Annotated in this window: 17 protein-coding genes; 13 read left to right on the plus strand and 4 right to left on the minus strand. The window is 71.3% G+C overall.

All coding sequences use genetic code 11. From position 1 onward, the window contains the following. Together ABFX54_RS54140 and ABFX54_RS54145 are read left to right on the plus strand one after the other, a co-directional pair. The coding region (locus tag ABFX54_RS54140) for a sensor histidine kinase (RefSeq protein ID WP_346115153.1) at positions 1 to 641 on the plus strand (641 nt) is incomplete at its 5' end. Continuing rightward, positions 638 to 1264 carry an OsmC family protein gene (locus ABFX54_RS54145; RefSeq protein WP_346115154.1) on the plus strand — a complete coding sequence of 209 codons (627 nt, stop codon included), beginning with the start codon at positions 638 to 640 and terminating at the stop codon, positions 1262 to 1264. The genes ABFX54_RS54140 and ABFX54_RS54145, both read left to right, overlap by 4 nt. Positions 1265 to 1433: 169 nt before the next feature. Here the strand turns inward: ABFX54_RS54145 and ABFX54_RS54150 are convergent, their stop codons facing one another. The 3 genes from ABFX54_RS54150 to ABFX54_RS54160 all read right to left on the minus strand — a co-directional run bounded on the left by ABFX54_RS54150 (position 1434) and on the right by ABFX54_RS54160 (position 3914). After that, the gene (locus tag ABFX54_RS54150; RefSeq protein WP_346115155.1) at positions 1434 to 1928 is read right to left on the minus strand and encodes a flavodoxin domain-containing protein; all 495 of its coding nucleotides are present in this window, start codon (positions 1926 to 1928) and stop codon (positions 1434 to 1436) included. 269 nt (positions 1929 to 2197) lie between these two features. Beyond that, positions 2198 to 3574 (minus strand): DUF4389 domain-containing protein, encoded by a 1377-nt coding sequence (locus tag ABFX54_RS54155; RefSeq protein ID WP_346115156.1) that lies wholly within the window; start codon positions 3572 to 3574, stop codon positions 2198 to 2200. Between the two features lie 88 nt (positions 3575 to 3662). Then, complete coding sequence (locus ABFX54_RS54160) at positions 3663 to 3914, minus strand: SHOCT domain-containing protein (protein WP_346115157.1); 252 nt, start codon at positions 3912 to 3914, stop codon at positions 3663 to 3665. Positions 3915 to 4203: 289 nt separating this feature from the next. Here ABFX54_RS54160 and gap point away from each other — a divergent pair, with 289 nt between their 5' ends. The 10 genes from gap (at position 4204) to ABFX54_RS54210 (ending at position 9985) form a co-directional block, all read left to right on the plus strand. Further along, the gene (gene gap / locus ABFX54_RS54165) at positions 4204 to 5187 is read left to right on the plus strand and encodes a type I glyceraldehyde-3-phosphate dehydrogenase (RefSeq protein ID WP_346115158.1); all 984 of its coding nucleotides are present in this window, start codon (positions 4204 to 4206) and stop codon (positions 5185 to 5187) included. A 1-nt stretch (position 5188) separates the two neighbouring features. Then, complete coding sequence (locus tag ABFX54_RS54170; RefSeq protein WP_346115159.1) at positions 5189 to 5617, plus strand: ATP-binding protein; 429 nt, start codon at positions 5189 to 5191, stop codon at positions 5615 to 5617. Between the two features lie 12 nt (positions 5618 to 5629). Continuing rightward, positions 5630 to 5872 (plus strand): PLD nuclease N-terminal domain-containing protein, encoded by a 243-nt coding sequence (locus ABFX54_RS54175; RefSeq protein WP_346115160.1) that lies wholly within the window; start codon positions 5630 to 5632, stop codon positions 5870 to 5872. After that, entirely contained in the window at positions 5869 to 5994 is a 126-nt protein-coding gene (locus tag ABFX54_RS54180) for a hypothetical protein (protein ID WP_346115161.1), read from the plus strand. The genes ABFX54_RS54175 and ABFX54_RS54180 overlap by 4 nt, the downstream gene beginning before the upstream one ends. Positions 5995 to 6042: 48 nt before the next feature. Continuing rightward, a complete protein-coding gene (locus ABFX54_RS54185; protein WP_346115162.1) occupies positions 6043 to 6735 on the plus strand; it encodes a universal stress protein in 693 nt (230 codons plus the stop codon). A 97-nt stretch (positions 6736 to 6832) separates the two neighbouring features. Then, positions 6833 to 7741 (plus strand): 2-oxo acid dehydrogenase subunit E2, encoded by a 909-nt coding sequence (locus ABFX54_RS54190; RefSeq protein WP_346115163.1) that lies wholly within the window; start codon positions 6833 to 6835, stop codon positions 7739 to 7741. Next, positions 7671 to 7862: a hypothetical protein gene (locus tag ABFX54_RS54195; protein WP_346115164.1), complete on the plus strand. Its 192-nt coding sequence runs from the start codon at positions 7671 to 7673 to the stop codon at positions 7860 to 7862. The genes ABFX54_RS54190 and ABFX54_RS54195 overlap by 71 nt, the downstream gene beginning before the upstream one ends. Before the next feature lie 82 nt (positions 7863 to 7944). Continuing rightward, complete coding sequence (locus ABFX54_RS54200; RefSeq protein WP_346115165.1) at positions 7945 to 9072, plus strand: Glu/Leu/Phe/Val family dehydrogenase; 1128 nt, start codon at positions 7945 to 7947, stop codon at positions 9070 to 9072. 241 nt (positions 9073 to 9313) lie between these two features. Continuing rightward, on the plus strand, positions 9314 to 9676 hold the full coding sequence (locus ABFX54_RS54205; RefSeq protein ID WP_346115166.1) for a spore germination protein GerW family protein: 363 nt from the start codon (positions 9314 to 9316) through the stop codon (positions 9674 to 9676). A gap of 186 nt (positions 9677 to 9862) precedes the next feature. Then, complete coding sequence (locus tag ABFX54_RS54210; RefSeq protein ID WP_346115167.1) at positions 9863 to 9985, plus strand: alpha/beta fold hydrolase; 123 nt, start codon at positions 9863 to 9865, stop codon at positions 9983 to 9985. Here the strand turns inward: ABFX54_RS54210 and ABFX54_RS54215 are convergent. Beyond that, entirely contained in the window at positions 9982 to 10614 is a 633-nt protein-coding gene (locus ABFX54_RS54215; protein ID WP_346115168.1) for a hypothetical protein, read from the minus strand. The two genes, ABFX54_RS54210 and ABFX54_RS54215, sit on opposite strands and share 4 nt — an antisense overlap. Before the next feature lie 207 nt (positions 10615 to 10821). Between ABFX54_RS54215 and ABFX54_RS54220 the strand changes: the two genes are divergently transcribed. Further along, positions 10822 to 11577 carry a sigma 54 modulation/S30EA ribosomal C-terminal domain-containing protein gene (locus ABFX54_RS54220; RefSeq protein ID WP_346115169.1) on the plus strand — a complete coding sequence of 252 codons (756 nt, stop codon included), beginning with the start codon at positions 10822 to 10824 and terminating at the stop codon, positions 11575 to 11577. The last annotated feature ends 104 nt before the right edge of the window (positions 11578 to 11681 follow it).

The raw sequence follows: 11681 nt of genomic DNA on the forward strand, positions 1-11681 counted from the left end.
CCCACGAGCTGCGCACGCCGCTCACCGCGCTGCAGGCGGGCTTGGAGGAGGTGGGGGCCGGCCTGGCCGAGCCGGACCCGGCCCGCCTGGCCGTGCTGCACGACCAGGCGCTGCGGCTCGGCCGCATCGTCGGCGACCTGGCCGAGCTGTCGGCCGCCGAGTCCGCCGCGCTGTCGCTGCGCCCGCGCGAGGTGAACCTGGCCGAACTCGCCGGCCAGGTGCTTCACGCCGCCGAACCGCGGCTGCGCGCCGCCGGCCTCGACGTGCATGCTGACCTTTCCGAAGCCGTCGTCGTTCGCGCCGACCCTGATCGCCTGCATCAGGCCATCGGCAACCTGCTCGACAACGCCGCCCGCTACTGCGCCCCGCACGACACCGTCGCCCTCACCGTCCGCGCCGACGGCGGCCAAGCGGTCGTCGAGGTGGCAGACACCGGCCCCGGTATCCCCGTCGAGGACCTGCCGCACGTCTTCGACCGCCTCTGGCGAGGCCGCTCCAGCGCTCTGGTCTCCGGTTCCGGGATCGGGCTGGCCGTGGTCCGCGAGCTCATCACCGCCCATCACGGCACCGTCACCGCCCGCTCCGAGCCGGGCGGCGGAGCCACCTTCACCGTCCACCTGCCCCTGAGGAGATCGCCATGACCACCCATGACAATGCCGCGCACCAGCGCATGACGACGCACTGCGGACGCGAGATCGTCGTCGGCAACCTGCCCTTCTCCGGCGACGGGCATCCGCCCGGCAGGGTGACTCTCGATGTCGGCCTGCGGTCCCACGACCACGACAGGGCCTGGCTCAGCCTCACCCCGGCCGAGAGCCGCCGCCTCGCCACGACCCTGCTGGCCCAGGCCGCCGCCGCAGACGGCAGGGCGACGGAGGGCATCGAGGTCACCCACGCCGGCGGAGAAGCCTACGCGATCACCGTCCGGCAGCACACCCTGCTCTGTGACCAGCCCGCCGACCTGAACGGCGACGACGCCGCCCCCACGCCCACCGAGCTGTTCGTGGCCTCCCTGGCCGCCTGCGTCGCCTTCTACGCGGGCCGCTACCTGGACCGCCACCAGCTACCGCGTCAGGACCTGAGGGTGAGCGCCGAGTTCACCATGGCCACCGACCGGCCCGCCCGCGTGCGAGAGATCCGCCTGCGCGTCTCCGCCTCCGGCGTGCCCGAGCAGCGCAGGCCCGGACTGCTGGCGGTGGCCTCGCACTGCACCGTGCACAACACCCTGCACCAGCCGCCCGAGATCAGCGTCGAACTGGCCTGAACGACTCGTGGCGGAGGTGATGGCGAGCGGTGACCGCCGCGGGGGCGGAGGTCGCCACTTCAGCGGCCGACACCCGAATTGCAGGTGTGCTTGGCCTGGGGTGCGCGCCGCGATGGTTCTCACCGTGCCGGAAAAGGCGCGCTGAGCCCGGTAGAGCCGACGAGGCGCGTCAGCGGAGCTCGGCGGCGATCTTGCGGGCCCACTCCTCGATCCGTTCCTGGTTGCGGAAGTCGCCACCGCGGCCGTTGCGGACGATCGACCGGGCGATGAAGCCCTTGGCCTCGCCGGTCAGGCGACCGCCGAAGGTGACGTGCTCACGTGCGCCGAGCTTGCGCACAGCCCCAGCCGCGTGGTGTACCGGCGGGATGTCCTCGGTGTCGGCGGAACGGTCGAGCGGCCCGCTGCTGAACAACCAGACCGGCTTGCCATGCAGTGCCTGCTCGTGCCTGCGGGCGAACCTGCGGGCCGCCGGGTGCCAGCGGGCGTTGTACAACGCGCCACCGAGCACGACGGCACGGTACGCGCTGACGTCGCGCAGTTGGTCCGCCGGACGGGATTCCGCCTTCAGCCCTTCGGCCACGAGCCGGTCCGCGATCATGCCGGCGATGCCCGCGGTCGATCCGTTCCTGCTCCCGAAGGCCACGAGGATCTTCGATCCGTTCATGGCAGTACCTCCTTCACGACCGTCACGTCTTCGTGACGGCACTGTTCGCATGGTGCGGGCCGTGCGGGCGGGCACGACACGCTCAGCGTGATGCGTGGGCCTGTCCCCGGCGGCGGAGCAGGCCGGGCAGCCCTCCGAGCAGGACTCGGAGAAGCCGCGCCGGCAGTGCTCACGGCCGGCTGATGCCCACCATGGCGACGTTCACGGTCGCCGTGATGACGGGCACCCCGAGGGCGGAGCTCACGGCGCTCACGATCGGTCGACGCGGTTCAAGGGACGGGCGCGGGTTGTCTCGGGTGGTCGGCGGGTGCGGTGGCGAGGCGTACTCCGACCAGAATCAGGATGAATCCGGCGATGAGCAGGACCCCTGTGGTGAGGAACAGGGCGGTGGTCACGCCGGTCAGCCCCGGGAGGGTGGCGGCCAGCGTGAGGTCGGCAGTGACCCGGGCGGAGCCGTCGGTGTTCATCACCACCAGTGTCCAGTCACCTGGTTCGATGTCCCACATGATGCTTCCCTGGCCGCTGACCGTCCAGAAGGTCTGTGCGGCCGGGGGAGTGGCGGGTGCCGAGCCGGGGTGTCGCCGGTAGCCGGCGTTGTCGGGGGTCAGACGGGTCACCTGGTCGTAGGCCAGGGTGTCGAGGTAGGAGGCGGCGCGGGCGCGGTCGGCGATGCCGATGAACAGGTGCGGGTCGCCGGTCTGCACGCGGATCCGTCCGGCGAGGGTGCGTAGCGCGGTCGCGCCCGGCTCGCTGATGGTGATCTGGTCGGTGGTGAGCGCGTAGGTGGAGGTGCTGACGCGGGCGGAGGCGGTGGTGAGGAAGCCGCCGTCACGTGACTGGCTCAGCACCGCCGCGCCGGCGCCCGCCGCGGCGGTGCCGATCGCGGCGAAGGCGAGCAGGGCGCCGAGGGTGATGGTCACGATGGAGCCGGCGCCGTGCCTGACCTGGGCGTGCGCGGCCCGGGGCGCCTCCGGCCGCGGTGTCTCCTGGCCGCCCTGTTCCAGCCGGAAGGGCGGGTAGGCGTCCGTCATCAGGGTGGCGTACGCGGCCACGCGCAGCGCCCAGCGGTTCATGCCGATGACGAGATCGAACACACCATGCGGATAGCGGCCGGTGAACAGCAGGAAAAGGGCGGCGATGAGCACGAGCAGGCCGATCAGGCCGCCCCAGTCGAGGGTGTAGAACACGCCGCCGGAGTCGGGCAGGTCACCGCGCCAGGAGATGACGCTGCCGCTGGTGAACAGGCCCACGATCAGATAGTGCGGTATGGCCAGCAGCCACCACTTGACCAGCACCAGCCCGCGCGAGAGCCGTTCGGGGTAGGCGATGTCCAGGGTGGCCGGGTAGTCCGGCTCGGCGCCCAGGCTGAACGGCGGGTAGCGGTCGGTGCCCAGGGCGCCGTAACTGTAGTACGCCACCCGCCACGTCCAGCGCAGCACGCCGAGGTTGAAGTCGAACAGCGTCCGCGGGTAGCGGCCGGTGAACAGGATCGCGAAGAACGCGACCACGGTGAGGACGGCGAAAGCGGTCCACAGCAGGCTCAGCACGATGTAATGCGGGATGGCCAGGAGCCACTTGACCAGCCACAGGCCCCGGTTGAGCGGCTCTTCGAGGCGGGCCTCCACGCGTACGGGATAAGTCTCCATGATTCCAGAGCAGCATCCTGGAGGGCACGAGGCAGGAGCCTAAGGTCCTCGATGCGCGGCCGTTGGACCCGGCCGCCCGGCCGCTGGGTCACGTGGCGAGGGGGTGGTCGTGCCTCTCGCGGAGGATCCGCAGGTCGGCGTGGTACTGTTCGGCGTCGATCTCGCCGCGGGCGAAGCGCTGCGCCAGAAGCTCCTCGGCGGTCGGCGACGCGGATCCGGCCGCCGGTCCGGTGCGGGCGCTCCTGCTCGCCTGGCGGACCGCCAGCACGATCACCGTGACCAGCAGACCCCAGAGCAGCAGGGCGCTGAGGATCATGAGCGCGTAACTCCAGCTGTTCATACCGCTGTGGTCCCACCACATCATCGTGATCACCCACCTCTGTTCTTCCTCCTGTCCTCAGCGTGAGCGTGCGGCCGCCTCGGCAGAAGGGACCTTGGTCCCGCTGTCGACGGCATCGGCAAGTGGAACGGGTCTTGCGGCCGATGGGGCCGAGTCCTTTGGCCTCTGCCGGCGGGCCGCGGGGCGGGAACCCATCCAGATAGCTGTGCGACCTGGGCTGCCGAAGGTCCCACCGCCGGCGGGACCGACGCCTCTAACGGGACCCGCTGGGCGATCAGACGATGCGGGTATGCGAATAGGTATCAATGGTTTCGGGCGGATCGGCCGGGCGGTTCTGCGGTGCGCGCTGCGTACCGGTCTGGACGTCGTGGCGGTCAACGATGTGACTGACGCGGCTGTGCTGGCTCATCTGCTGAGGTATGACTCCACGTACGGGCCGCTGGATGTGCCGGTCACCGTCTGTGCGGGGGCGCTGGAGGTCGGTGGCAGGGTCATCCCTGTCAGCGCGCATCGTGATCCTGCTGCGATCGGGTGGCGGGCTCATGATGTGGAGCTGGTCATCGAGGCTACCGGCCGTTTCCGTACCCGCGACGTCCTGGCCGCTCATCTGAAGGCCGGTGCGCGCCGGGTGCTGCTGTCGGCTCCGGGCAAGGGTCTGGATGTGACCATCGTTCCGGGTGCCAACGATGCGGCCTATGATCCGGATCGGCATGAGATCGTGTCGCTGGCCTCGTGCACGACGAACTGTGTGGCGCCGATGGTGAAGGTGCTGGATGAGCGGTTCGGGCTGGTGCGCGGTTTCATGACGACGATTCATGCCTACACCGGTGATCAGTTGTTGCTGGATGGTCCGCACAAGGATCCGCGCCGGGCTCGGTCGGCGGCGGTGAACATGGTGCCGACCACGACGGGTGCGGCGCGGATGGTGGGTCAGGTGTTGCCGGCGTTGGACGGGCGTCTGGACGGGGTCGCGATCCGGGTGCCGGTGGAGGATGGCTCGATCACCGATCTGTCCGCTCAGCTCGGTCGTGAGGTGAGTGTGCGGGAGGTCAACGATGCTTTCGCCGCGGCGGCCGAGGGTGGGCTGCGGGGCATTCTGCGTTACAGCACTGATCCGCTGGTCTCGCGCGACATCATCGGCGTGGCCGCGTCGTGCGTGTTCGACTCCGCGCTGACCCAGGCGAGCGGCGACCTGGTCAAGGTCTTCGGCTGGTACGACAACGAGTGGGGCTACGCCAACCGCCTGGTCGAGATGGCCCAGCGGATGGCATGACATGGACGCCGTTCTGTTGTTCGCCAGGCACTTCGACGAGAGGTGCCTGGCGAGCACGCGCGACGCCTTCCACCACGGGGCGTCGGAACAGGGGCTCGCCGGCGAGCGGCTGACGGACTTCCTCATGGCGGTCAACGAATGCGTGATCAACGCGCTGGCGCACGGAGGCGGCCAGGGCAGTCTCCGTCTGTGGCGGGAGAACGACGGCCTGCTGTGCGAGGTCGAGGACACGGGGGCGGGCATCCCCGCCCGCACCCTCGCCGAGGGCTCCCTCCCGCCGCCGGGCGCTCCCGGCGGGAGAGGCATCTGGCTGATGCGCCGGCTGGCCGACGAGGTCGGCTTCGTCACGAGCCCGCAGGGCACGATCGTGCGCCTGCGCATGCGGGTGGAGCCCGCCCGCCGGCCCGCGATCGGACCGAGGAACAAGTGAGGGGAGATCCCGATGCGCTGGAACGAGATGTCGAAGAGGCGGCAGGGGACGCTGATGGCCCTGGCGTCGGTGGAGGTCGGTCTCACCACGGCGGCCGCGGTGGATCTCTGCTTCCGGCCCGCCGGTGACGTGCGCGGGCGTAAGGGCCTGTGGTGGCTTGCGATCTTCGTCCAGCCGGTCGGGCCCGTCGCCTACCTGCTGTGGGGGCGGCGGCCAAGGTCCCGGACCTGCGGGACGGGGACGTGCGCGCGGTGACCAGCAGCCCGCGGCGGCTGTGGTGGCGCTGGACCAAGGCCGCCACACTGGGGGAGATCGCCGGGTTCGCGGTGCCGGCGGTGGCCGGTGCCGATGACGTGCCGGACGGCCCTCGCCCTTGAGGACCAAGGTCCCTGCCCGCCGGCCCGTGCGCGCGTGAGGCTGGGAGCATGAAGGACATCGTGCTCGGCTATGACGGCTCGGACTTCTCGATGCAGGCCCTGGACTGGGCGCTGGACGAGGCCGAGCTGAGGAAGCTGCCGCTGACCGTCGCCCACGCCTGGCAGTGGCCGTACGGCGACGCGGACGAGGACGCCAAGGCCCACCTGCGCAAAGCGGCCGAACACGTGCTGTGGCACGGCGCCGAGTGCGCCCGCTCCAGCAGCTCGGGCGTCCGCGTCGACACCGACCTGTACGAGGGCCCGGCCGCGCAGCGGCTCGTCGAGATCTCCGGTGGCGCCGAACTCATCGTGGTCGGCTCCCGCGGCCTGAGCGCGCTGCCCCGCGCGGTCGTCGGCTCGGTCGCCGGGTACGTCGCCGCCCACGCTGACTGCCCGGTGATCATCGTACGCGGCCCCGGCCCGCTGCCCGCGCCGACGAACCCCGGCCCGATCGTCGTGGCGGGCAAGGACCCCGAGGCGGCCGTGCTGGAGTTCGCCTTCGGGGAGGCGGCCCTGCGCCAGCTGCCGATCATGTCACCGGCCGACCTGACGGAGCCTGCGGCCCGTCATCCCGGCGTGCGCGTCCGGCCGTACGACGGCACCGAGCACCCCACCCTCGTGGTCGTCGGACGTAAGCGCGGCGCCACGAACTCCCTCCTCCGCCACGCGCCCTGCCCGATCGCGGTGGTCGGCACCTCCTGAGCCGGGCCGGCCGCGGGACCTTGGTCCTGGTCCAAGTCCTGAGAGATGGTGACGTTCGACCGCTGTCCGCGACGGCTCCAGCGGCTGCCATGGAGGTATGTCATCGCGCAGGAACGACTGGCGCAGGCTCGCGGCGGCGACCTGGGGTCCGCCGCGTGACCCGCAGTTCTACGGCGAGCTCGACCTGGACGCCGAGCCCATCCTGGCCCACATCGACGCCGTCCGCCGCAGCACGGGCGTGCGCCTCACGGTGACCCACCTGGTCGGACGGGCAGTGGCGCACGCGCTGGCCACCGTGCCCGAGCTGCGGGTCCGGATGGCGCGCGGCCACATGCGCAGGCGCGAGAGCGTGGACGTCTTCTTCATCGTGACGACGGGCGAGGGACACGAGCTGACCGGCATCAAGGTGTGCGACGCCGACCGCAAGGCGGCCACCGAGATCGCCGGGGAGCTACGGGCCCGCTGCGCCTCCCTGGAGTCCGGTGTGGACCCCGAGCTGGGTCGCGGAAAGGCCCTGATGGCGTACGTGCCCCGATGGCTGCTGCGGCACGTGCTCACGATCTCGGCCTGGCTGACCTCCGATCTCAACCTGGACCTGCGGCGCTTCGGTCTGCCTCGGCAGGCGTTCGGCGGCGCGATGGTGACCTCGGTGGGCATGTGGGGGATCAGCCGAGCCTACTCACCGCTGGCCGCCTATTACCGGGTGCCCGTCCTGGTGCTCGTCGGTGCCGTACGTCACCAGCCGGTGGCCCGGGACGGCGAGGTCGTCGTGCGCCCCGTACTGCCGCTGACGGCGACCTTCGACCACCGCTACGCCGACGGTTACCACGCCGCGAAGTTCGCCGCGGCGATAGGCGAGTACTGCGCCCGGCCGGGCCGCTTCGAGCCCGAGCCGGCCCGGAAGGAGGTCTGCCATGACCCCTTAACTATGGGTGGTGCTGCTGATCGCGGTGGTGGCCGCCTACACACTGGGCACCTACCGGCAGGCCGCCAGGGACGCCCATGACCGGTTCGTCGGCTATCGGCATCGGGTGGTCGGCGGCTTCACCGCGTGGATCAAGGGCCTCGTCATGTACGGGCTCATCCTGGCCGGCGTGGGGGTGGTGCTCTACGTCGTCATCCGGTGACCAACGGCACCGTGTCCGGGACCTTCGCCTCGTTCGTCGCGTACGCCCCTCTGTGAGGGTGGAGTTACAGACGATCTTGAACATGGAGGTGAGACCCGTGCAGCCTGAGATCAGGGCCGCCTGGTACGCCGACGAACTGGGCCCGGCGAAGGTGGTGTTCCTGCGGCCGATGCCGCGCATGGCCGCGGTGGTCGTGGTGGACAACGTCGCGCTCGGACCGGCCATCGGAGGGGTCCGGTTGTCGCCCGCGGTCTCGGTGGCGGAGGTCTCCAGGCTGGCCAGGGCGATGACGCTGAAGAACGCGGCGGCGGGTCTGCCGCACGGCGGCGGCAAGTCGGGCATCTACCTCGCCCCGAGCATGGACGGCGCGCCGCGTGAACGTGAGATGCGTGCCTTCGCGCGCGCGATCGAGCAGCTGACCGACTACATCCCGGGGCCGGACATGGGGACCGACGAGGGTTGCATGGCGTTCGTGCACGACGAGATCGGCCGGGCGGTCGGACTGCCGTCGGTGCTCGGCGGCATCCCGCTGGACGAGCTCGGCGCGACCGGGTACGGGCTGGCCTGCTGCGTCGACGCGCTGGCCGCCGACAAGCTGATCGACCTGGCCGGGGCGCGCGTCGTGGTGCAGGGCTTCGGCGCCGTCGGCACTCACGTGGTGATGAACCTGGCCGGACGAGGCGCCCGTGTCATCGCCGTCTCCGACGCCGAGGGAGCCGTCCATCGCGAGGAGGGCCTCGACGTCGAGGCGTTGCTGGCCACCAAGCGGGCGGGCAAGCCGGTGTCGGCGTTCCCCGGCGGAAGGGCCGTGGACCGGGACGACATCCTGTGGCTGGAGTGCGAGCTGCTGGTGCCCGCCGCCGGACCCGACGTCTTCACCGAGCGGAACGCCTCCCGCGTTCAGGCCAAGGTCGTCCTGCAGGGGGCCAACATTCCCGCCACGCCGGAGGCCGAGCGGATCTTTCACAAGCGCGGGGTGCTGTGCCTGCCAGACATCATCGCCAACGCCGGCGGCGTGATCTGCGCCGCGATGGAGTACGCGGGCGGGACCAGGGCGCAGGCGTTCGCGGCCATCGAGGAGAAGCTCCACGCCAACACGGCCGAGCTGGTCGACCGGGTGTCGGCCGACGGCGTCCTGCCTCGCCAGGCTGCCGGCGCGATGGCGGTGGGCCGCCTGCACACGGCCGCCGGCTACCGGCGCCACTTCTAGCACCCGAGACGGGCCGCGGTGCCTGCCGAGCCGCGTGCGCAGGCGGTCGGACCGCTGGTGCGTGGACGCGGCGGCGGCCTGAGCGTGGATGAGCCTTTCGACAGGCCGTCGGCCCGGCGTCCAGGGACTTTCGTCCCTGTCCGGGGCGCGGCGGCGACGTCCACGATGAGGAAAGGACGCGCCGTTCAGGACCGTTGTCAGGACGACGCGCAACACCCCGTCATCGAATCAAGGAGGAGCGATGGACGGCATCGACGTGAGCGGCACGGTCAAGGAGGTGGCGCGGGTCGATCGGGTCTTCGGCGAACCGGTCGTGCGCAACGGCGTCACCGTCATCCCGGTCGCCCGCATCGGCGGCGGAGGTGGCGGCGGCAGCGGCAAGCAGGAGGGTGAGCGGCCGGGTGAGGGCAACGGCGGCGGGTTCGGCCTCGGCGCCGCACCCGCGGGCGTGTTCGTCATCAAGGACGGAGACGTGCGCTGGCGACCGGCCGTCGACATCAACAAGATCATCGCCGGTGGGCAGATGGTCGCCGTCGTCGCCCTGCTGACCGCGCGGGCCATCGTCCGGGCGCGGTCCGCCACGTGTGCGCACAAGCGGCGGTGACTTCCGGTCCCGGGTCCGCTTCAAGCCTCGGAGCAGGTCGAACGGGGGCGAGCGGACGCGGGACCAACGGCCGCCGGGTCACGTAGTTCGTCCAGCCGTCGCAGGTCCTGTGCGACACGACTCCGGCCCTGACGCCCACGCTGGTCGTCACCGGCCGGTACGACTGGGCGTGCCCGCCCGTCGCCAGTGGTGTCATGGCCGGGCAGATCCCCCGACGCCAAGCCGGTGGAGGTGGCCGAGGCGGGGCACTTCGTCTTCTCGGAGGAGCCACGAGCCTTCCAGGACGCGGTCCGCGCCTTCCTGGCCTAGAACCCCGTGGATGCGTTCTGGATTCCGGCCAGAAGCGCCACGTGGGCGACGACGGAGAAGCGGCCGTGGGTCACCCGCGTGTACGCGCGCGCGGCCTCCTGGCGTACCTCGTCGGCGAGGGCGGCGCTGATCTCGCTCAGGAACGACAGGTACACGTGCACCGCGCCGTCCACCTCCGCGAGCTGCACCTGTGGTCGGGTCCCCCTGGTACGGAGCAGAGGGCGCACCGCCTCGGCGATGGCCCGGCGCGCCGCGGGGCCGGTGGGCGAGACCGTTTGCGCGCAGGTCGCGACCAGGTCGGCCGGGTGGCAGGTGGAGACAAGCTCGTCCAGCGCCGTCCCCTCGGGCGGGGTGCCGGCCACCAGGACGGGAACCTGCGCGCGCAGGGCGCACATGACCCCGGCCTCTCTGAGGGTGAACGGTCCCGGACTCAGCCTGATGTCCACCAGCAGGTCGACATCCCCGTCGGCCAGCGGGCAGCGGCCGCCCGGCCGCATCCCGGCGCACGGCGCGGGGGAGGGCCGCGCCTCAGGTGGGTGGCAGTAGGCCACGTCATGTTCGTCGAGGGCCAGCAGTGCCGCCGCCACCGCACCATGCGAAGGGGCCGATTCCGTCATGAGGATGCGCATGTGAACCACCCTGTCGCCCGCCGCCGTCCGGGAGCAGGGGCCAAAGTCCGTTCGGCACCCGGCAATGGGCATCCCGTCGGTCCCTTTCGTCCCTGCTGTCGCAGGGGCCGATGTCGGCGCGGAGCGGGACCAAAGTCCCTGGTGGCCGCATTCGGACTGGTCAGAGGGTGAAGGCATCACCGACGGACGCGAAGAAGGTGGCTACGAATGAGGCACAGGCCCATCGCTCTCGATCCCGCCGCAGTGCAGGTCAAGATCAGTGGCGGGATCCGGTCCGGCGACGTACGGCGGGCCAGGGAGATCGTGGCCGATCTGGCCAGGCTCGCGCAGGAGCCGGTGCTCGACGCTCGGGTCAAGCTCACCGACGAGCCCGGATCGCGGGGCGCGGCCAGGCGATGCACCGCCCAGGCCGTGCTGGACGTCCAGGGGCGGCTCATCAGGGCAGAGGCCGGCGCCCGGTCCACGCGTGCTGCCATCCACCTGCTCGCGGACAGGCTCCGGGCGCGCCTGCTTGAGGCCACCAGGGACTGGGAGAACCGCAGGGGCCGCCACTACGGGCACCGCTCCTCGCCGGGCCGGTCGGACAGGCAGCGGCGGATCGTACGGACCTTCGCCACAGGGCGCGCGCTACCCGACGAGGCGGTGGTGGACATGGTGGACCTCGACCATGACTTCCTGCTGTTCACCGAGGCCACGACGGGCCAGGACAGCGTCGTGCACCGGACCCGCGACGGCTACCGGCTCGCTCAGCTAGTGCCACGGCCGGATCTGCCGGCCCCGATGTGCGCGGCGATCTCGATCAGCCCGTTGCCCGCTCCGCGGCTCACCGTGGAAGAGGCCGTCGAACGGCTGGAGCTGACCGGGTCGCGGTTCGTCTTCTTCGCCGACTCGCGGACGGGAGCCGGTTGTGTGGTCTACCACCGTGACGACGGTGATCACGGGCTGGTCGTCACCGTTCGCTGAGGTGACTCGGGCCGGAGCGCGGGGTCAGGGCCCGCGGACGTGCTCGCGGGCTCGCCCTGCCAGGCCCTCATCGAGGACCGAGGTTGTGTCTTTCGGCCCTGCCG

Origin of the sequence: Nonomuraea maheshkhaliensis (assembly GCF_039529435.1) — a bacterium.
In the GTDB taxonomy this organism is placed as follows: domain Bacteria; phylum Actinomycetota; class Actinomycetes; order Streptosporangiales; family Streptosporangiaceae; genus Nonomuraea; species Nonomuraea maheshkhaliensis.

Bases quoted from the DNA above. Each gene is read 5' to 3' on its own strand.
- ABFX54_RS54220 (WP_346115169.1), top strand. From the start codon at position 10,822: ATGAGGCACAGGCCCATCGCTCTCGATCCCGCCGCAGTGCAGGTCAAG.
- ABFX54_RS54175 (WP_346115160.1), top strand. From the start codon at position 5,630: ATGCGCTGGAACGAGATGTCGAAGAGGCGGCAGGGGACGCTGATGGCC.
- ABFX54_RS54205 (WP_346115166.1), top strand. From the start codon at position 9,314: ATGGACGGCATCGACGTGAGCGGCACGGTCAAGGAGGTGGCGCGGGTC.
- ABFX54_RS54215 (WP_346115168.1), bottom strand. From the start codon at position 10,614: ATGCGCATCCTCATGACGGAATCGGCCCCTTCGCATGGTGCGGTGGCG.
- ABFX54_RS54185 (WP_346115162.1), top strand. From the start codon at position 6,043: ATGAAGGACATCGTGCTCGGCTATGACGGCTCGGACTTCTCGATGCAG.
- ABFX54_RS54160 (WP_346115157.1), bottom strand. From the start codon at position 3,914: ATGAACAGCTGGAGTTACGCGCTCATGATCCTCAGCGCCCTGCTGCTC.
- gap (WP_346115158.1), top strand. From the start codon at position 4,204: ATGCGAATAGGTATCAATGGTTTCGGGCGGATCGGCCGGGCGGTTCTG.
- ABFX54_RS54155 (WP_346115156.1), bottom strand. From the start codon at position 3,574: ATGGAGACTTATCCCGTACGCGTGGAGGCCCGCCTCGAAGAGCCGCTC.
- ABFX54_RS54200 (WP_346115165.1), top strand. From the start codon at position 7,945: ATGGAGGTGAGACCCGTGCAGCCTGAGATCAGGGCCGCCTGGTACGCC.
- ABFX54_RS54170 (WP_346115159.1), top strand. From the start codon at position 5,189: ATGGACGCCGTTCTGTTGTTCGCCAGGCACTTCGACGAGAGGTGCCTG.
- ABFX54_RS54145 (WP_346115154.1), top strand. From the start codon at position 638: ATGACCACCCATGACAATGCCGCGCACCAGCGCATGACGACGCACTGC.
- ABFX54_RS54150 (WP_346115155.1), bottom strand. From the start codon at position 1,928: ATGAACGGATCGAAGATCCTCGTGGCCTTCGGGAGCAGGAACGGATCG.
- ABFX54_RS54190 (WP_346115163.1), top strand. From the start codon at position 6,833: ATGTCATCGCGCAGGAACGACTGGCGCAGGCTCGCGGCGGCGACCTGG.